This is a genomic window from Streptomyces sp. NBC_00386 (assembly GCF_036063235.1).
Taxonomy (GTDB): domain Bacteria; phylum Actinomycetota; class Actinomycetes; order Streptomycetales; family Streptomycetaceae; genus Streptomyces.
The window spans coordinates 1,167,126-1,184,044 of record NZ_CP107950.1 but is presented as its reverse complement, the minus strand read 5'-3'; the positions used below and the strand labels follow the sequence as shown (position 1 = coordinate 1,184,044).

General features: G+C 72.8%; 17 protein-coding genes. 9 read left to right on the top strand and 8 right to left on the bottom strand.

Annotated features, from left to right (window positions below; genetic code table 11):
- Positions 1–20 precede the first annotated feature (20 nt).
- Entirely contained in the window at positions 21–692 is a 672-nt protein-coding gene (locus OG780_RS05060) for a TetR/AcrR family transcriptional regulator (protein ID WP_328445095.1), read from the top strand.
- A 381-nt stretch (positions 693–1,073) separates the two neighbouring features.
- On the opposite strand, the gene OG780_RS05055 is transcribed toward OG780_RS05060, so the two are convergent.
- Positions 1,074–2,318 (bottom strand): glycosyltransferase, encoded by a 1,245-nt coding sequence (locus tag OG780_RS05055; protein ID WP_328457903.1) that lies wholly within the window; start codon positions 2,316–2,318, stop codon positions 1,074–1,076.
- 152 nt (positions 2,319–2,470) lie between these two features.
- Here OG780_RS05055 and OG780_RS05050 point away from each other — a divergent pair, with 152 nt between their 5' ends.
- Positions 2,471–3,496: a polyprenyl synthetase family protein gene (locus tag OG780_RS05050; RefSeq protein ID WP_328445093.1), complete on the top strand. Its 1,026-nt coding sequence runs from the start codon at positions 2,471–2,473 to the stop codon at positions 3,494–3,496.
- A 276-nt stretch (positions 3,497–3,772) separates the two neighbouring features.
- On the opposite strand, the gene OG780_RS05045 is transcribed toward OG780_RS05050, so the two are convergent.
- On the bottom strand, positions 3,773–4,138 hold the full coding sequence (locus tag OG780_RS05045; protein WP_328445091.1) for a nuclear transport factor 2 family protein: 366 nt from the start codon (positions 4,136–4,138) through the stop codon (positions 3,773–3,775).
- A gap of 173 nt (positions 4,139–4,311) precedes the next feature.
- On the opposite strand from OG780_RS05045, the gene OG780_RS05040 reads away from it, so the two are divergent.
- The gene (locus OG780_RS05040; protein WP_328445089.1) at positions 4,312–4,599 is read left to right on the top strand and encodes a hypothetical protein; all 288 of its coding nucleotides are present in this window, start codon (positions 4,312–4,314) and stop codon (positions 4,597–4,599) included.
- Here the strand turns inward: OG780_RS05040 and OG780_RS05035 are convergent.
- The 3 genes from OG780_RS05035 to OG780_RS05025 form a co-directional block, all read right to left on the bottom strand.
- A complete protein-coding gene (locus OG780_RS05035; protein WP_328445087.1) occupies positions 4,596–5,558 on the bottom strand; it encodes a helix-turn-helix transcriptional regulator in 963 nt (320 codons plus the stop codon). The genes OG780_RS05040 and OG780_RS05035 overlap by 4 nt on opposite strands.
- A 270-nt stretch (positions 5,559–5,828) precedes the next feature.
- Positions 5,829–7,583 carry an ABC transporter ATP-binding protein gene (locus OG780_RS05030; RefSeq protein ID WP_328445085.1) on the bottom strand — a complete coding sequence of 585 codons (1,755 nt, stop codon included), beginning with the start codon at positions 7,581–7,583 and terminating at the stop codon, positions 5,829–5,831.
- Positions 7,584–7,673: 90 nt separating this feature from the next.
- On the bottom strand, positions 7,674–8,246 hold the full coding sequence (locus tag OG780_RS05025; RefSeq protein WP_328445082.1) for a rhodanese-like domain-containing protein: 573 nt from the start codon (positions 8,244–8,246) through the stop codon (positions 7,674–7,676).
- 81 nt (positions 8,247–8,327) lie between these two features.
- On the opposite strand from OG780_RS05025, the gene OG780_RS05020 reads away from it, so the two are divergent.
- Positions 8,328–8,615 (top strand): metal-sensitive transcriptional regulator, encoded by a 288-nt coding sequence (locus tag OG780_RS05020; RefSeq protein WP_326783923.1) that lies wholly within the window; start codon positions 8,328–8,330, stop codon positions 8,613–8,615.
- Between the two features lie 26 nt (positions 8,616–8,641).
- On the opposite strand, the gene OG780_RS05015 is transcribed toward OG780_RS05020, so the two are convergent.
- Positions 8,642–9,388, bottom strand: a complete 747-nt coding sequence (locus OG780_RS05015; RefSeq protein ID WP_328445080.1) for a sulfite exporter TauE/SafE family protein — start codon at positions 9,386–9,388, stop codon at positions 8,642–8,644.
- On the bottom strand, positions 9,385–10,830 hold the full coding sequence (locus tag OG780_RS05010; RefSeq protein WP_328445078.1) for an MBL fold metallo-hydrolase: 1,446 nt from the start codon (positions 10,828–10,830) through the stop codon (positions 9,385–9,387). The genes OG780_RS05015 and OG780_RS05010 overlap by 4 nt, the downstream gene beginning before the upstream one ends.
- A gap of 320 nt (positions 10,831–11,150) precedes the next feature.
- Between OG780_RS05010 and OG780_RS05005 the strand changes: the two genes are divergently transcribed.
- From OG780_RS05005 to OG780_RS04985, 5 genes are all read left to right on the top strand, one after another.
- Positions 11,151–12,236, top strand: coding sequence for an S-(hydroxymethyl)mycothiol dehydrogenase (locus tag OG780_RS05005; RefSeq protein WP_328445076.1), 1,086 nt, complete (start codon positions 11,151–11,153; stop codon positions 12,234–12,236).
- Complete coding sequence (locus OG780_RS05000) at positions 12,236–12,865, top strand: MBL fold metallo-hydrolase (RefSeq protein ID WP_328445074.1); 630 nt, start codon at positions 12,236–12,238, stop codon at positions 12,863–12,865. The genes OG780_RS05005 and OG780_RS05000 overlap by 1 nt, the downstream gene beginning before the upstream one ends.
- Positions 12,866–13,023: 158 nt before the next feature.
- The gene (locus tag OG780_RS04995; protein ID WP_328445072.1) at positions 13,024–13,950 is read left to right on the top strand and encodes an SDR family oxidoreductase; all 927 of its coding nucleotides are present in this window, start codon (positions 13,024–13,026) and stop codon (positions 13,948–13,950) included.
- 61 nt (positions 13,951–14,011) lie between these two features.
- Positions 14,012–14,824 (top strand): SDR family NAD(P)-dependent oxidoreductase, encoded by an 813-nt coding sequence (locus OG780_RS04990; protein ID WP_328445070.1) that lies wholly within the window; start codon positions 14,012–14,014, stop codon positions 14,822–14,824.
- 57 nt (positions 14,825–14,881) lie between these two features.
- A complete protein-coding gene (locus OG780_RS04985; RefSeq protein ID WP_328445068.1) occupies positions 14,882–15,235 on the top strand; it encodes a VOC family protein in 354 nt (117 codons plus the stop codon).
- A gap of 43 nt (positions 15,236–15,278) precedes the next feature.
- On the opposite strand, the gene OG780_RS04980 is transcribed toward OG780_RS04985, so the two are convergent.
- A complete protein-coding gene (locus OG780_RS04980; protein WP_328445066.1) occupies positions 15,279–16,679 on the bottom strand; it encodes a pyridoxal phosphate-dependent decarboxylase family protein in 1,401 nt (466 codons plus the stop codon).
- Positions 16,680–16,919 lie beyond the last annotated feature (240 nt).

The window sequence follows — 16,919 nt, the reverse complement described above, 5'->3', positions numbered from 1 at the left end:
CGGGCGCTGGGGAGGAACACGTGGCGGGCAGGCTCAGACAGCCCACCGGCCGCTACGGCGGCAGGACGGCGGAGGAGCGGCAGGCGGAGCGCCGCCGTCGTTTTCTCGACGCCGGGCTCCAGCTCTTCGGCGCCGGGCCCGGGTACCGGTCCACGACCGTGGCGGCCCTCAGCGAGGCGGCGGGACTGTCCACGCGCCAGTTCTACGAGGCTTTCCGCAGCCTCGAAGACGTACTGGCGGCGCTGCATCTACAGGTCAACGACTGGGCCGAGCAGGCCGCTCTGGCCGCGCTCGCCGAAGCCGGTGACCTGCCGCTCGCCGAGCGTGCCACCGCTCTCTTCCGCGCCTACGCGGCGAACGTGACGAGCGATCCGCGCCGCATCCGTATCACCTTCGTGGAGATCATCGGCGTGAGCGCGCGGCTGGAGGAACAGCGGCTCGCCCGCCGGGCCCGCTGGGTGGAGTTCATCTGCGGCGAGGCGGCGGGTGCCATCGCCCGGGGGGAGGCGGCGCCGCGTGACTACCGGCTGGCCGCCACCGCCTTCATCGGCAGCGTGAACGGCCTGCTGCACGACTGGAACGCCGGCTGGGTGGACGCGACCCTGGATGAGGTGGTGGAGGAGCTGGTTCGCCAACTGCTCGGGATCCTGCGCCCTGCCGGCTGGGGCGCGGACGGGATCACGAGTACCTAGTGCCGCGACAGACAACGTTCGCCCCGTCGCGGCGCCCGGCACGCTCCCCCAAGCTCTTCGAGCAGGGGGGACCCCCACTCGCCGCACTGGCCGAAAGCCCGAGTACATCCAGTACGAGGACTTCCGGCCGGCACACCGAGAGCACGCTCCCCCAAACTCTCGGCTTCGCTCGAGCAGGGGGGACCCCCATGACGCCGCTCCTTGACGGGCAAACGTTGCCTGCCGCGGCACTAGCAGGACGCGGTCAAGGGCGGCAAAAGGGTTCGCCCTCGCTGGTGCCGTCGGCGAGCAGCCGGCGTTTCCGGAGCCGTGGGAGCCGTGGGAGCCGTGGGAGCCGTGGGAGCCGTGGGAGTTACCGGAGCTGCCGGAGCCAAGGAGCCGTCATGGGTGTCCGAAGTGTTCGAGCCGGGTCAGGGCCTCCGCGACCGGGGCCACCCCGTCCTCCGCGCGAAGGCGTTCCGCCAGGTTCCGCGCGCGTCGCCGGAACGCGGGATCCGTGGTCGCCCGGACCAGGGCCGGCGCCAGCCGCTCCGCGCGCAGCCCGCGTGGCGACAGGGTGCCGGGCGCGACCCCGAGCGCGACGAGCCGCGCCGCCCAGAAGCCCTCGTCGAACTGGACCGGCACGGGCACCGCAGGCACCCCGGCCCGCAGCCCCGCCGCGGTCGTGCCGGCCCCGGCGTGATGCACCACCGCCGCCGTCCGGGGAAACAGGATCGAGTGGGGCACCTCCCCGACGGTGAACATGTCGTCACCGGTGGCGCACAGCTCGCCCCACCCCCGCTGGATCACCCCGCGCAGCCCGGCGGCCCGCAGAGCACGTACGATCTCGCCGCTCAGCCGTCCGGGATCGGGGACGGTCGCGCTGCCCAGGCCCACGAAGACGGGAGCGGGGCCCGCGTCCAGGAAGTCCTCCAGCGCGGAGGGGAGCCGGGCGTCCTGGCCGTCGTAGGGCCACCAGTAGCCGCAGACGTCGAGCCCGCGTCTCCAGTCCCGTGGCCGGGGAACCACCAGAGGGCTGAACCCGTGGTGCACCGGCCAGGCCCGCCGTTCGCGGGCGCGACGGACGGCGAGGGGGCCCATGGGCGGCAGGCCGAATCCCTCGCGCAGGTTCCGCACAGTCTCCGCGTAGACCCGTTCGACGGCCAGGTTCACCCCGTACCCGGCCGCCCGGTTGACCGTGGGCCCCCAGGAGCCGGCGCCGGCCACCGGGGGCGCGAACTCCCTTGTCGGTGCCAGCGGCTGGAGATGCACTCCCATGCTGGGCAGGCCCAGCCCCTCCGCGACGGCGTACCCGAGCGGTCCCAGCGAACCGGACAGCAGGAGGACGTCGCTGGAGCGGGCGGCCGCGATCATGTCGTCGGTCAGCCGCCCGACGAGCGACCGGGCGATTCCCGCCAGCCTGATGATCTTCCCGGCGCCCGTGGCACTCCGGTGGAGCCGCCGCCCTGGCCCGGACTCCAGTTCGGCCCGCGGATCGACGGGCAGCGCGTGGAACCCCACCCCCGAACCCGGCACCAGGCCCGCGAAGCATCCGTGCGTCACCAGGGTCACGTCGTGCCCGGCCCGCACCAGTCCGCGTCCGAGTCCGGTGAACGGGGCCACGTCGCCCCGTGAACCCGCGGTCAGGATCGCTACTCGCACGAGATCCAGTATGGCGAGGTTCGTGGCCCCCGCCGCTTCACCGGCGGGAAGGGCTCTCAAGGAACCGGCCATGGCGGAAAGTTGCTCTGGCTCGCCATCATGGCGAATGATCGAATCAGCGCTCGAACAATTCAGTGGTGGGGGTGGACTGCGTGCGGGCGAAGTCGTACATGGATCTGCATCGGGAGATGTCCGCGGGCATCGAGGCGGAGCGCGCGTCCGCGCTCGACATGCTGGGACCGTCGGCCGTGTCCGTCCGGGCCGCGGTCGCCGAACTCCTGGAACACCGGACCTTCGCCTACCCCCTGTCCGTGCTGCCGGTGATCGTCCACGCCGTGGAGACGGGGGCGCCCGGACCGGCCGTTCCGCTGGCCGTCGTCCACGAACTGTGGTGGACCTCCGCGTGCTACCTGGACGACCTCGCCGACGGCCAGGCCGTCTTCGCCGCCGGCGGTCTCGGCGAGAGCGAGGCGCTGCTCGCCACGGTCATCAGCGGAATTCCGCTTCCCCTGCTCGTCGTTCAGTCGCCGCGGATCCCCGAGAAGGCGCGCGGGCCGCTGTCGGCCGAGGTCGTGAGGTGCTGGATCACCGCGACCGAGGGGCAGTTGAGGGACCTGCGCGCGGACGCGGACGCGGCCACCCGCGACGCCGTGGTCACGGCCTACCTCGGGAAGTCCGGCGCCCCGTTCAGCATGGTCACGGCCATGGCCGCGCTGCTGGCCGACCGCCCGGACGAACGAGTCGAGCTCTGGCGGGAGTTCGGCAACGTCCTCGGCGTTCTGTGGCAGCTCTTCAACGATCAGCAGGACATCCTGACCGGCCGCAACGAAGACCTCGCGAACGGCACGGTGACCTATCTGCTGGCGTGCGCGGTGGAGAGCGCCGGACGGGATCGCGCGGGCGACGTCCTGGAACTGCACGCAGCCGCACGCCACTCGACCGATGCCCGAGAGGCGCTCACCGGCCTCCTTCTCGCACCGGACGTGCTGCGCCGCTACGAGGAGGACATCGGCGTCTTCCGTGACCGGGCCCACCGCCTCCTGGGCGAACTCGGGGGCGACACGGCCTATTCGGACGTCCTGCACGACCTCGTGGACCGGGCCTCCCCGATGCTCCTGCGGGCGGTGGAGCCCGTCGCCCGAGCGGTCGCGCCCCAGCTCTGACGGCGGCTCGGTCCCGCTCGGAGCCGGCGCGCGGCGGCCGCGGCACTCACCGGGGCCGGATGCGAAGCCTTCGGGCGGTACGAGCCGCCGGGGGACGCGGATACGAACGCGCGGTCCGCAGGATCGAGTCCAGCAGGGAGGCGGACACCCGCAGACCCGCCGCTGAGACCGCGTGCCGCCGTCGAGACCGGTCCGGGTGTGAACTCCCCATCGCCGCGCCCGCGGAGAAGGTCCAGGTCAGACGAGATGTGACCTGGACCTTCGGCCAGTTCCTCCCTACTCGTCCCATGCCTGTACCAGTGTCTGCTCGATGATCTTGCCGTCGCGCAACGACATCATCGACGTGCTCATCACCCGTACCCCGTCCGCGTACACGCAGGTCTCGGTGTAGGCGACGTGGTCGCCCTGGAGGACGCACTGGTCCATCTTGTGCGTCATGTCCCGGCTGTAGACGTCGTTGAGCATCTCGGCGATCTCGGCGCGACCGTGTTTGACCATCGGGTGGCTGGGCTGGGTGTTGCGGTCGACGATGCGCAGTTCCGCGTCGTCGGCGTAGAGCGACAGCAGATCTGCCGCACTGTGTCCTTCAATGCCCCGGCGCAGCGCCTCGGTGTCGAAGGCGGGGGCTGCCGCTGTGCCCATGGGTGACCTCCTCAGGAAGGCGTGGACCGGCCACGAGCCGGCCGTGAAGCGCCTCAGTATCGAGCGTCCTCCGCCTCGGGGCCCACGGCAAACGCAAGGGACCCGATGCGCCTCTCGGGTGAGCGCGCACCCCGGGCCGTGTCCGCTCCGGGGCCGGCGCCGTTGCTGATTGCATGATCTCAACACGACGTATCGTCGCCGCCGTTGGTCTCGCCGTCGGCGTCACGGGACTTGCCGCGCCGATGGCGACGGCCGCGGGCTCCGAGGCTCACGACGCCGGGAAGGCGAACCCCATCGCCACGCTCGACTCGCTCGCGACGAGCGACATCCCCGCCGGGCAGCAGGACGGGCTTCCGCGGCCCTCCGCCCAGCTCGCGGGTCTGAACGACCTGAACCAGTTGCACCAGATCACCGACCTCGCCGCGCCCGTCACCGGACTGCTCCCGGGCATCAAGGGCTAGAGCCTGACAGGCCCTGACCGGCCCTGGCCGGCGTCGACAGCGGCGGCATCCCCTCCGCCCCGTGCCGAGGGGATGCCCGCGCCCTGTCCGCGTACCGCCGTACGGAACGCGATGGGAGCCTGCCCGGCACGCTGGTGGAAGTACTTGGCGAAGTTCGTGGCGCTGGAGAAGCCGAGCTGCGCGGCGATGCGGGCGGCGGCCAGGTCGGTGTGGGCGAGCAGCCGCTTGGCCTCCAGGATCACCCTGCGGTCGATGAACTCCTTGGCGCCGATGCCCGCCGATTCGAGGGCGGCCCGGGACAGCGTGCGGGCCGAGTAGCCGAGGGTGAGGGCGTAGTCGTCCACCCGCCGGGTGCGCGCGAAGTCCCGCTCGACGGTCGCACGGAAGCGAAGAAAGGTTTCGCCGGGTCCGGTGGGAGGCGTGTCCGATCCCTCCAGATGGGCCAGGCGCAGGATCAGCACGTCCAGCAGATGACGCAGTACGGCGCCTCGCGCGTCGCGCGGCAGCCGCCCGGGTGCCCGGAACTCGTGCACCAGATGCTCGGTCGCCACCCGCAACGAGGTGGCGACCTCGCCTTCGGGGGTACGCAGCACGCGGGCGTGCGGGTCGTCGAGCCGGGCCGCGCGGACGGTGGCCGCGCCCGGGAAGTCCCGCTCGAAGGCGATCAGCGTCCCCTCGACCCCCGTGAGATCCCCCCACTGCAGGACCTGCCCGGGGCGTGTCCACAGCCAGGTGTCCCGCTCGACGTCATGGGCGGTGAAGTCCACGCTCTGGCGCAGTGTGCCGGAGGTCAGCGTGAGCACCTGGTGGAAGGCGGGACGCTGCGGCGCGCCGAGATCGGTGCCGTGGGCACGGGTCCGGGCGCGCAGCGCGGCGAGCGAGATCACCTCCAGGCCGACGGGGGCCGCGAAGATGGTTCCGGGGGCGGCCTGCCCGGCCGGGTGTCGGTTGTTGACCATGATCAGTCGCCTGCGTATCCGGGTGGGACGTGCCTCGCCGCCCGGTCGGGGGTGGCGGCGTGCGGACGACCGCCCCGGGGCGGAAGGAAGGCATCACCATAGAGGAGAGCCGGGCCGTCGCCAAGGAACCGCCACGGGCTTCTTCGCCGGGCGCGGTGGAGGGGGTGCCGTCCGGACACCGGGGTGTGGTCACCGTGCCGGGGTCGTTCCGAGGCTGGGTGCCGGGGCGCGGTCCGGGCGCCGGGCTGTGGTTCGGCTGACGTGCCGGGGTCATCCCGTGGTCGCGAGGAACTGGGTGGCGGCCAGTTCGGCGTAGAGCTCATCCGCCGCGACGAGTTCGCGGTGGGTGCCCACGGCACGGACGCGGCCCGCGTCCATCACGACGATACGGTCGGCCGTCGTGACCGTGGACAGCCGGTGCGCGACCACCAGAACCGTGGTCGTACGGGCCACGTCGGCGACCGTGTCGCGCAGCGCGGCCTCGTTGACCGCGTCGAGCTGCGAGGTGGCCTCGTCGAGGAGCAGCAGCCGGGGGCGGCGCAACAGGGCCCGGGCGATGGCGACGCGCTGGCGCTCGCCGCCGGACAGCTTGGTGCCGCGATGCCCGACGAGGGTGTCCAGACCGTTCGGCAGCCGGGACACGAGGCCGTCGAGGCGGGTCGTCTTCAGCACCCGTGACAGCTCGCCCTCCTCGGCCTCCGGATTGCCGAGCAGGAGATTGTCGCGCAGCGAGCCGGACAGCACCGGCGCGTCCTGCTCGACGTAGCCGATGGCGGAACGGAGCCGGGGCAGCTCCCACTCCTCCAGCGCGCGGCCGTCCACACTGATGACGCCCGCCTCGGGCTCGTAGAACCGCTCGATGAGCGAGAACACGGTGGTCTTGCCGGCTCCGGAAGGGCCGACGAACGCGGTCAGGCCCCGGGCCGGGACGGTGAACGTCACGCCGTGGTGGACGTACGGCAGGTCGTCGCCGTACCGGAAGCGGACGTCCTCGAAGGCGAGCGTCGCCGGCTCCGCGTCCGGCGTCGGCAGGGGCGCGGGCGGGGCGGCAGGCTCGGCGGGCAGCCGCAGGGCCTCCTGGATGCGGGCGAGCGCGGCGGCACCCGTCTGGTACTGCGTGACCGCGCCGACCACCTGCTGGATCGGTGACATCAGGTAGAACACGTACAGCAGGAAGGCGACCAGTGTGCCGACGTCGATGGCGCCGGTCGCGACCCGGGCGCCGCCCACGGCGAGGACCGTGATGAAGGCGACCTGCATCGCCAGACCGGCCGTGTTGCCGGCGGCCGCCGACCATCTGGCCGCCCGCACGCTCTGCCGCCAGGACTCCTCGGCGGCCTCGTGGACGCTCCGCTCCTCGCGGTGCTCGGCGCCCGACGCCTTGATCGTCCGCAGCGCGCCGAGGGTCCGCTCCAGCGAGGCCCCCATCACCCCGACGGCGTCCTGCGCCCGTCTGCTCGCCCGGTTGATGCGCGGCACGATCAGGGCGAGCACCGAACCCGCGCACAGCACCACGCCCAGCGTGACGCCGAGGAGCACCACGTCGACCAGGCCCATCATCACCACCGTCGCGACGAGGGTGAGGCCGCCGGTGCCGAGGCCGACCAGCGAATCCGTCGTGACCTCGCGCAGCAGGGTCGTGTCGGAGGTGATGCGTGCCATCAGGTCGCCGGGCTCGCTGCGGTCCACGGCGGGTATGCGCAGCCGCAGCAGATACGACGACAGGGCGCGGCGCGCGCCGAGCACCACCGACTCCGCGGTGCGCCGCAGAACGTACGAACCCAGCGCTCCCACCGCCGCGTTGGTCACCACGAGGGCCGCCATGCCGAACAGGGCCCGTCCGATGGGCCGGTCGTGCGACAGGTCGTCGATGAGCCCGCGCGCCACCAGCGGCAGCAGCAGACCGGTGGCCCCGGTCGCGAGCGCCAGCAGCGCGCCCCCGAACAGCGCCCGGCGGTGCGGTCGTACGTACCCGGACAGCAGACGCCACGCGGGCACCTCGGGCTCGGCCTCGGTCAGGCTCACGGCGCTCCTCGCGGGGATGTGGACGGAGCACTCAGGCTACGTCGGCGGCCCGGGCGGACCGGCCCCGACTGCCCCGGATCCGCGCGGACTTCAGGACACGCGCTCCCCGAGGGCCGCGAGGGTGGCGTCGAGGTCCGCCGGGCGGGGCCGGTTGTGCGGGAGTCTCGAGAGCAGCGCGGCCATGCCGCAGGTGTTCGTGAGCGCCGAGAGGACCAGACCGCCCGCGACACCTGCGGAGAGCAACTGCCAGGCTGGGTGCAGGAGTCCGAGGCCAAGGCCGGTGAGGACGACGGTGCCGGCGGTGAACCGGACCTGGCGTTCCATGGACCAGGCGGCCCGCGTCGCGGTGGCCGGGCGGTGCAGCTCATGGCCGCGCTCCGCCCAGGCACTGGTGCCGCCGGTGAGGGTGGCCGCCGGCACGCCGTGCTCGGCCAGCAGGGTGCAGGCGTTCGCCGAGCGGTTGCCGGAGGCGCAGACCACGAGCAGTTCGGTCCGGGCGTTCCCGAGCACGGGCAGCGCACGGCGGAGCCGGTCCAGGGGGACGTTCAGGGCGCCCGGCAGATGGCCGGAGGCGTATTCGCCGGGGGTGCGGACGTCGATGACGGTCAGCTCGCCGAGGCGTCCGTGGGCCTGGTCGACGTCGAGGGAGACGGGGGTGTTCATGCGGAGTGTCATCCTTGCTCTTCGTAGGTGCCCCGCAGGGCGGAGTACCATACCCCTAGGGGTATGGATGGAGGAGTGTTCGTGGAACTGGAACTCGCGGGTGACGAGCTGAAGTCGGTGCTGAACCGGCTGCGCCGGGCGCAGGGACAGATCTCCGGAGTGATCCGGATGATCGAGGAGGGACGCGACTGCGAGGACGTGGTCACCCAGCTCGCCGCGGCCTCCCGCGCCCTGGACCGGGCCGGCTTCGCGATCATCGCCACCGGGCTCCAGCAGTGTCTGACCGACGTCGAGAAGGGCGCGAAGAACGGTGAGACCGGTGACCGGATGAGGGCCCGGCTGGAGAAGCTCTTCCTGTCGCTGGCCTGAGCCTCACAGCGTCCCCGGCCTGAGCCTCACAGTGCGACGTCCAGGAGCATCAGCGCGGCCACGGTCAGCAGGGCCCAGGCGAAGATCCGCCGAAGCGTGCCGCCGGACACCCGGGCCGCCAGTCGCTTCCCGTCCCACGCGCCGAGGACGGCGGCCCCGGCGAACGGGGCGACGACCGCCCAGTCGAGGCTCTGCGCCGTGCCCGCGCGGGCGAGCAGCGCCGCGAGCGAGTTCGCCGTGATCACCAGCAGACTGGTGCCGACGGCGGCCCGCATCCGCAGACCCACGACGTTCACGAGGGCCGGTACGGCGAGAAAGCCGCCGCCCACCCCCAGTACCCCGGTCACCACGCCGAGGCCGGCGCCCGTCCCGGTGATCCGGCCGGTCCCCGCGGGCACGGCCCCCGCCCCACCGGCCGGAGGCCGGAGCATCCGCAACGCCGCGAAGCCCGCGATCAGTGAGAACGCGCCGGTCAGCACGGTGGGCGGAAGCTGTCCGGAGAGCGCCCCGCCCAGTGCCGCGGGGATCAGCCCGGCCGCCGCGAACAGCGCTCCGGTACGCCAGCGGACGGTGCCCTCCCGGGCGTGCGCCGACAGCGCGGTCACCGAGGTGAGGGTGACGATGACCAGACTCGCGGTGGTGGCCGCCGAGGGAGTGAATCCGAGCAGGTAGATCAGGGCGGGCACGGTCAGCACGCTGCCACCGCCGCCCAGCGCGCCGAGCGCGAGCCCGGTCACGGCTCCGGCGGCGAGGGCGAGGATCAGGACGCTCACGCCGCGGGGTCCTCGGACGCGCGACAGGCCGTGCCGAAGGCGGAGGGGGCGGAGGTCGAGGTGAAGGGAGTGGAGGGGGCGCTCGGCGTCATGGGCAGGCCGGAGGCGGCCGCGGCGGCGAAGGAGTCGTCGACGGCCACGACGTCCCGGCCCGCCGCGTCGAGCAGCGAGGCGGCCACGGCGGCCCGCATGCCTCCGGCGCAGTGCACCCAGACGGTCCCGGCGGGTATCTCCCCGAGCCGGTCGCGTACCTGGTGCACCGGGACGTGCACCGACCCCGCGACATGCCCCCCGGCGCGTTCGGAGTCGCGCCGGACGTCCAGGATCACGGGCCGTCCGGGGGAGGCGTACGCCTCGGCCAGTTCGGCGAAGCCGGCGCGCCGGAAGGTGCGCGGTCGTTCCCCCTCGCGCAGCCAGTCGGCCGGCGAGCCGATCGCCGCCGCAGCCGGACGGTCCACGCCGACCTGTGCCAATTCGCGCTGTGCGTGGGCGAGTTGTTCCGGGGAGTCGGCGAGCAGGGTGACCGGCCTGCCCCAGGGCAGCAGCCAGGCCAGATAGACGGCCAGCTGGCCGTCCGCCTCGAAGTTGACCGCTCCGGCGACATGCCCTGCGGCGAACGCGAGCCGGCCGCGCAGGTCCACGACCCATTCGCCGGCCGCGAGCCGCGCGGAGATCTCCGCGGCGTCCGCGAGCGCGGGCGGGGTCAGATCGACGGGGGCCGGGCCCCCGGCGTTGGCGGGGCCCATGTGGGCGTAGTACGCGGGCACGTCGTCGAGTCCGGCCAGCAGATCCGCGACGAACGAGTCGACGTCCTTGACCAGGGCCTCGTTGTCGGCGCGCTCGCGCCCGATCGTGGTCGCGTCGCCATCGGCGGTTCCGGCGGAACAGAAGCTGCCGAAGCCGTGGGTGGGCAGGACGGCGGTGTCGTCGGGCAGTGCGGCCGCGAGCCGGTGCGCCGAGGCGTGCTGGGCGCGGGCCAGCTCCCCGGTCAGCCGCGGCTCCACCAGATCGGGCCGGCCGACCGTGCCGATGAGCAGCGATCCGCCGGTGAAGGCCGCGACGGCCTGCCCGTTCTCCTGGAGCACGTACGAGGTGTGGTGCGGGGTGTGCCCGGGCGTGGCCAGCGCCTCCAGTGTCAGCCCGGTGTCCACCCGCACGGTGTCGCCGTCGGCCACGGGGACCCGCTCGAACGCGACCCGGGCACCGGCCGGGACCAGGTAGGCGGCCCCGGTGAGCCGGGCCAGCTCCAGGCCGCCGCTCACGTAGTCGTTGTGCAGATGCGTCTCGACGACGTGGGTGATCCGCACGCCCCGCCGGGCCGCCGCCGTGATCACCCGCTCGATGTCCCTGGGCGGATCGACGGCGACGGCGGTGCGCGGGCCGCCGGCCAGATAGCTCCGGTTGCCCAGGCCCGCCACCTCGATGGTGTCGACGAAGAACACGGCAGCACTCCTCTCCCGCGTGAAGCCCGACAGGCTTCGCGGCTCTGCGAAAATTACCCCCGGGGGTATGTCTCCACGGTAGCAGAGGTACCCCCGGGGGTATCTGGGAGTGCTGGTGACGCGCCTCTCCCCGCCCTCGTCCGTGGTCCCGGCCGTGTTCTCCGCCTCCGGCACGGCGGGGCGCGGGGCGCCGCCGTCCGCCAGGGGTCGGCCGTTCGCCGCACCGGGACCGTGGCCGCGGCGGCCACCTGGCCTTCTACCGGCCCGTCACCCCGTAGGGTCGGTTGACGGAACGTCGACTCAGGGAAGGGCTCACTCACATGGCGCAGGAAGTACGGGGCGTGATCGCACCGGGCAAGAACGAGCCGGTGCGCGTCGAGACCATCGTCGTGCCGGATCCGGGGCCGGGCGAGGCCGTGGTGAAGATCCAGGCCTGCGGGGTCTGCCACACGGACCTGCACTACAAGCAGGGCGGTATCAACGACGACTTCCCGTTCCTGCTCGGCCACGAGGCGGCCGGAATCGTGGAGTCGGTCGGCGCCGGTGTCACGGACGTGGCACCCGGCGACTTCGTCGTCCTCAACTGGCGCGCGGTGTGCGGACAGTGCCGTGCCTGTCTGCGCGGACGCCCCTGGTACTGCTTCGACACCCACAACGCGAAGCAGAAGATGACGCTGAAGGACGGCACCGAGCTGTCCCCGGCGCTCGGAATCGGCGCCTTCGCAGAGAAGACGCTGGTCGCGTCCGGACAGTGCACCAAGGTCGACCCGGCCGTCTCCCCGGCGGTCGCCGGACTGCTCGGCTGCGGAGTCATGGCCGGCATCGGGGCCGCCATCAACACGGGCAACGTCGGACGGGGCGACACCGTCGCCGTGATCGGCTGCGGCGGCGTCGGCGACGCGGCGATCGCGGGATCCCGGCTCGCGGGCGCGGCGAAGATCATCGCCGTGGACATCGACGACCGCAAGCTCACGACCGCCGAGAAGCTCGGCGCGACGCACACCGTCAACTCCCAGACGACCGACCCCGTCGAGGCGATCCGTGAACTCACCGGCGGGTTCGGCGCCGACGTCGTCATCGAGGCCGTGGGCCGCCCCGAGACGTACAAGCAGGCGTTCTACGCCCGCGACCTCGCCGGTACCGTCGTCCTCGTCGGCGTGCCCACCCCCGACATGAAGCTCGAACTCCCCCTGATCGACGTCTTCGGCCGCGGCGGCGCCCTCAAGTCGTCCTGGTACGGCGACTGTCTGCCCTCCCGCGACTTCCCGATGCTGATCGACCTGCACCTCCAAGGACGCCTGGACCTGGGCGCGTTCGTGAGCGAGACGATCGCCCTGGACGGCATCGAGGCCGCCTTCGAGCGGATGCACCACGGCGACGTGCTGCGCTCGGTGGTGACCTTCTGATGGCCGCGCGCATCGAACACCTCGTCACCTCGGGCACGTTCGAACTCGACGGCGGCACCTGGGAGGTCGACAACAACGTCTGGATCGTGGGCGACGACCACGAGGCCGTCGTGATCGACGCCGCCCACGACGCCGACGCCATCGCGAAGGCGGTGGGCGACCGCCGCCTGCGCGGGATCGTGTGCACCCACGCCCACAACGACCACATCGACGCCGCTCCCGCCCTGGCGGAGCGCACCGGAGCCACCATCTGGCTCCACCCCGACGACCTGCCGCTGTGGAAGCTCACCCACCCGGACCGCCTGCCCGACGCCTGGCTCCAGGACGGGCAGGTGATCGAGGCCGCGGGCACCGATCTGACCGTGCTCCACACCCCGGGCCACGCCCCCGGCGCGGTCTGCCTCTACGACCCGGGCCTTCGCACGCTGTTCTCCGGCGACACCCTCTTCCAGGGCGGCCCGGGGGCGACCGGCCGGTCCTACTCCCACTTCCCGACGATCGTCGAATCCATCCGCGACCGGCTGCTCACCCTGCCCGCCGACACGGTCGTACGGACGGGCCACGGCGAGTCGACCACGATCGGAGCGGAGGCTCCGCACCTGGAGGCCTGGATCGCACGCGGCCACTGACGCCCCGCCGCCGCGCGGGCCGGACGTCCGTCTCCGCCGCGCGGCGACACGGCGAAGCCGCCACACGGATACCTGACAGAAGATGTCCGGCTTCCGAGAGACGCTCGTAGGGACACACGGGTGAGCGCCCGTGGAGGCCACGAGCACGGAGGTCGGACATGTCAGGGCCGTTGGAAGGCACGCTGCGGGACAAGGTCGCGCTGGTGGCGGGCGCGACCCGGGGTGCGGGCCGCGGAATCGCCGTCGAACTGGGCGCGGCCGGTGCCACCGTCTACGTGACCGGCCGCAGCACACGTGAACAGCGTTCGGAGTACGACCGCCCGGAGACCATCGAGGACACCGCGGACCTGGTCACCGCGGCGGGCGGACGCGGCATCGCGGTCCCCACCGACCACCTCGTCCCGGCCGAGGTGGCCGAGCTCGTCACCCGGATCGCGGACGAACAGGACCGTCTCGACATCCTGGTCAACGACATCTGGGGCGCCGAGAAGCTCTTCGAGTGGGACGCGCCCGTCTGGGAGCACGACCTCGACAACGGACGCAGGATGCTCCGGCTCGCCATCGAGACCCACGCGATCACCAGCCACCACGCGCTGCCCCTGCTGCTGCGCACCCCGGGCGGCCTGGTCGTCGAGATGACCGACGGCACCGCGGAGTACAACCGGGACACCTACCGGGTCTCCTTCTTCTACGACATCGCCAAGTCCGCCGTCCTGCGCATGGCGTTCGCCCTCGGGCACGAACTGGGCCCGCGCGGCGCCACCGCCGTGGCGCTCACCCCCGGCTGGCTGCGCTCGGAGATGATGCTCGAAGCCTTCGGCGTGACCGAGGAGAACTGGCACGACGCCGAGGTGAACGTGCCGCACTTCGCCATCTCCGAGACGCCCTGCTACGTGGGGCGCGCGGTCGCCGCCCTGGCCGCCGATCCCGAACGGGCGCGCTGGAACGGGCAGTCCCTCTCCAGCGGGCAGCTCGCCCGGGTGTACGGCTTCACCGACCGGGACGGCAGCCGACCGGACGCCTGGCGCTACATGGTCGAAGTGCAGGACAAGGGGAAACCGGCGGACGCGACGGGCTACCGCTGACGGACGGCGGGTCCGGACCGTCCTCTGTCGCTGTCACGATCATGGAGGTACCTTCCCAGCCATGACTGCGATGAGGCGCTTCGAGGGACACGGGGTTCTGATCACGGGCGCGGCCCGCGGCATCGGCGCGGCGACCGCCCACCGCCTGGCCGCGGAGGGCGCTCAGGTCCTCGTCACCGACGTGGACCCGGCCGAGGCCGAGAAGACCGCCGCCGCACTGCGTGAACTCGGCTCGCGGGCCGAGGCGTTCACCTGCGACGTGGGGCAGCGGGCCCAGGTCGAGGCCGCCGTGGCGTACGCCGTGGACGCCTTCGGCTCGCTCGACGTCCTGGTCAACAACGCCTACCGGTGCAGCCCCGACGCCCCGCTCTTCGAGGACGAGAGCGACGAGTCATGGGCCCGTGATCTCGACATCACCCTCACCGGCGCCTACCGCTGCGCCCGCGCGGCGCTCCCGCACCTGGTCGCCTCCGGCCGCGGGGCCATCGTCACCATCGGCTCCGTCAACGGCATCCAGGACTTCGGCAACCACGCCTACAGCGCGGCCAAGGCGGGACTGATGTCGCTCACCCGCACGCTGGCCGGCCACGCCGCCGACCGGGGTGTCCGCGTCAACCTGGTGGCGCCGGGAACGGTCCGTACCACGGCCTGGGAAGGCCGCGAGGACGCTCTGGCCTCGGCGGCCCGGCAGTTGTACCCGCTCGGCCGGGTCGGCGAACCGGAGGACATCGCGGCCGCCGTCGCCTTCCTCGCCTCCCGCGACGCGTCCTGGATCACCGGGACGACCCTGTGTGTCGACGGCGGCCTGCTGGGAGTCAACAAGAGGTTCCGGCAGGCGATCGGGGGCGAGGGCGAGGGCGAAGAGGCAAGCTGAAGCCGGCTCCAGGTGTGGTGCCGGTCCGTCCGGGGCCCCTGCTGACAGGATGGCCCCATGGAACGTGTGCTTGGAATCGGCGGATACTTCCTGCGCGCCGGCGACCCGGCGGCCCTGAGCGCGTGGTACCGCGACTGCCTGGGCCTGGACGCCGACGAGAACGGCCTGTGGCGCCCGGAAGCCGGGCCGACCGTGTTCGCGACCTTCGAGTCCGGAACCGCCTACTTCGGGTCCCCCGGCCAGCGGACCATGCTCAACTTCCGCGTCCGCGACCTGGACGCGATGCTCGCGCAACTGCGTGCCCGGGGAGCGGACGTGGCGGAGGAGACCCAGGACATGGACGGCGTCGGCCGGTTCGGCTGGGTCACCGACCCGGAAGGGAACCGCGTCGAGCTGTGGCAGCCCGCCTGACGCGAGGACCGACGACCGCCCGGTGGCCATGTGCCGTCGGCCGTCAAAGGCGTGGTTCCGTGCGATGACGCGCGACGGCCGCGAACACCCGGTCCGTGTCCGCCTCGGACGTACGCCAGTTGCTGAACGCGGCCCTCAGCCCGTGGGTGCCGTCGTAGCACGTCGGTGTCACGAACGCCTCGCCCGAGGCGGCGACGGTGTCGGCCAGCGCGCGCACCCGCCGCTCGGTCGGGTCGTCGGCGAGGGTGAAGCACACGACGTTCAGCCGCACCGGCGCGAGCAGCCGCAGTCCCGGAGTACGGGCGATCCGCTCGCCCAGCCGCCGGGCGAGCGCGACGTTCCGCTCGACGATCTCGCGATGCCCCTCGCGCCCGTAGGCCGCCAGCGAGAACCAGGCCGGGAGCGCGCGCAGCCGGCGCGAGTTCTCCGGCGTCAGGTGCAGGAAGTCCGGGTCGGCGCCGGGGAGTCCCAGATAGGGCGAGGCGTTGTGGAAGACCCGGACCTGGAGGTCCTGACGACGGGTGAACTGGACGGCCGCGTCGTAGGGGACGTTGAGCCACTTGTGCAGGTCGACACAGACGGAATCGGCGTCGTCCAGGCCCGCCACCAGCGAGGAGTACGCGGGCGACAGCGCGGCGAATCCGCCGAACGCCGCGTCGACGTGCAGCCAGAAGTCATGGCGTTCCCTGAGCGCGGCGATGGCCCGCAGATCGTCGAAGTCGACCGTGTCGACGGTCCCGGCGTTCGCCACGACGACGGCCGGACGCCCGTCGAGCGCGGTGAGCGCGGCATCGAGGCGCTCGACGTCCACGGCCTCGCGGTTGCCGGGCAGCACCGGCACCCGACGCAGGCTGTTCCGGCCGAGGCCGAGGATCGACAGGGCCTTGGTGACGCTTGAATGGGGGCGGCCCGACAGCACGTCCACCGGACCGAGCGCGCCGGCTCCGTCGTGCGCGACCGACACGCCCCGGCGCTCGCCGAGCCACTCCCGCGCGATCGCGAGCCCGACCGTGTTCGAGACCGTCGCGCCGCTCACGAACGCCCCGTGGTGCTCCTCGCCGAGCCCGAACAGCTCACGCAGCCATCCCAGCGTCTCGTGCTCCAGCGCGCTCGCGAAGGATCCGGCGGCTCCCGAGACGTTCTGGTCGTAGGCGCTGGTCAGCCAGTCCCCGGTGAGCGAGGCGGGCGTCGCGCCGCCGGTGACGAATCCGAGGTAACGCGGGCCCGCCGAGCCGGAGAACCCGGGTGCCCAGCGTCCGGCGAACCGGGCCAGGGCGCCCTCGGCACCGGCGCCACGGCCCGGAAGGGGGTCGGGGGCGGGCGCCTTGCCGAGCCGGGCGACGGGACGGCCGTCGAGGCCGTTCACCTCATGGACGGCGAAGTCCCGGGCGGCCTGCAGGAGTTCGGGGAGACGGTCGAGGTCGTCGGAGAGCGCGGGGTGCATGACGGCAGCCTAGAAGCAACGCCCGTCGAACAAGCGGTCCACTTCGCGGAAAGCGGACCGGTCCGGAGCGGACGCGCAGCCGGGCCCGGCGGGCGGCGTCCGGCGGACCCGGGGCGATGGCGCGCCGCCGGGGGACCGGAGCCGTCACAGCGAGGAATGTCACTGTTTCGTGCCTGTCTTACCGGCCGTACAACGCAATACCCTCTAGGGCGGTCTAGCAGGCAGACAACACGATGGACA

Excerpts from the sequence above, each read along its gene's own strand:
- OG780_RS05045 (WP_328445091.1), bottom strand. The coding sequence starts at position 4,138 with ATGGGCACAGCGGCAGCCCCCGCCTTCGACACCGAGGCGCTGCGCCGG.
- OG780_RS05040 (WP_328445089.1), top strand. The coding sequence starts at position 4,312 with ATGATCTCAACACGACGTATCGTCGCCGCCGTTGGTCTCGCCGTCGGC.
- OG780_RS05035 (WP_328445087.1), bottom strand. The coding sequence starts at position 5,558 with ATGGTCAACAACCGACACCCGGCCGGGCAGGCCGCCCCCGGAACCATC.
- OG780_RS05025 (WP_328445082.1), bottom strand. The coding sequence starts at position 8,246 with ATGAACACCCCCGTCTCCCTCGACGTCGACCAGGCCCACGGACGCCTC.
- OG780_RS05005 (WP_328445076.1), top strand. The coding sequence starts at position 11,151 with ATGGCGCAGGAAGTACGGGGCGTGATCGCACCGGGCAAGAACGAGCCG.
- OG780_RS05000 (WP_328445074.1), top strand. The coding sequence starts at position 12,236 with ATGGCCGCGCGCATCGAACACCTCGTCACCTCGGGCACGTTCGAACTC.
- OG780_RS04995 (WP_328445072.1), top strand. The coding sequence starts at position 13,024 with ATGTCAGGGCCGTTGGAAGGCACGCTGCGGGACAAGGTCGCGCTGGTG.
- OG780_RS04990 (WP_328445070.1), top strand. The coding sequence starts at position 14,012 with ATGACTGCGATGAGGCGCTTCGAGGGACACGGGGTTCTGATCACGGGC.
- OG780_RS04985 (WP_328445068.1), top strand. The coding sequence starts at position 14,882 with ATGGAACGTGTGCTTGGAATCGGCGGATACTTCCTGCGCGCCGGCGAC.
- OG780_RS04980 (WP_328445066.1), bottom strand. The coding sequence starts at position 16,679 with ATGCACCCCGCGCTCTCCGACGACCTCGACCGTCTCCCCGAACTCCTG.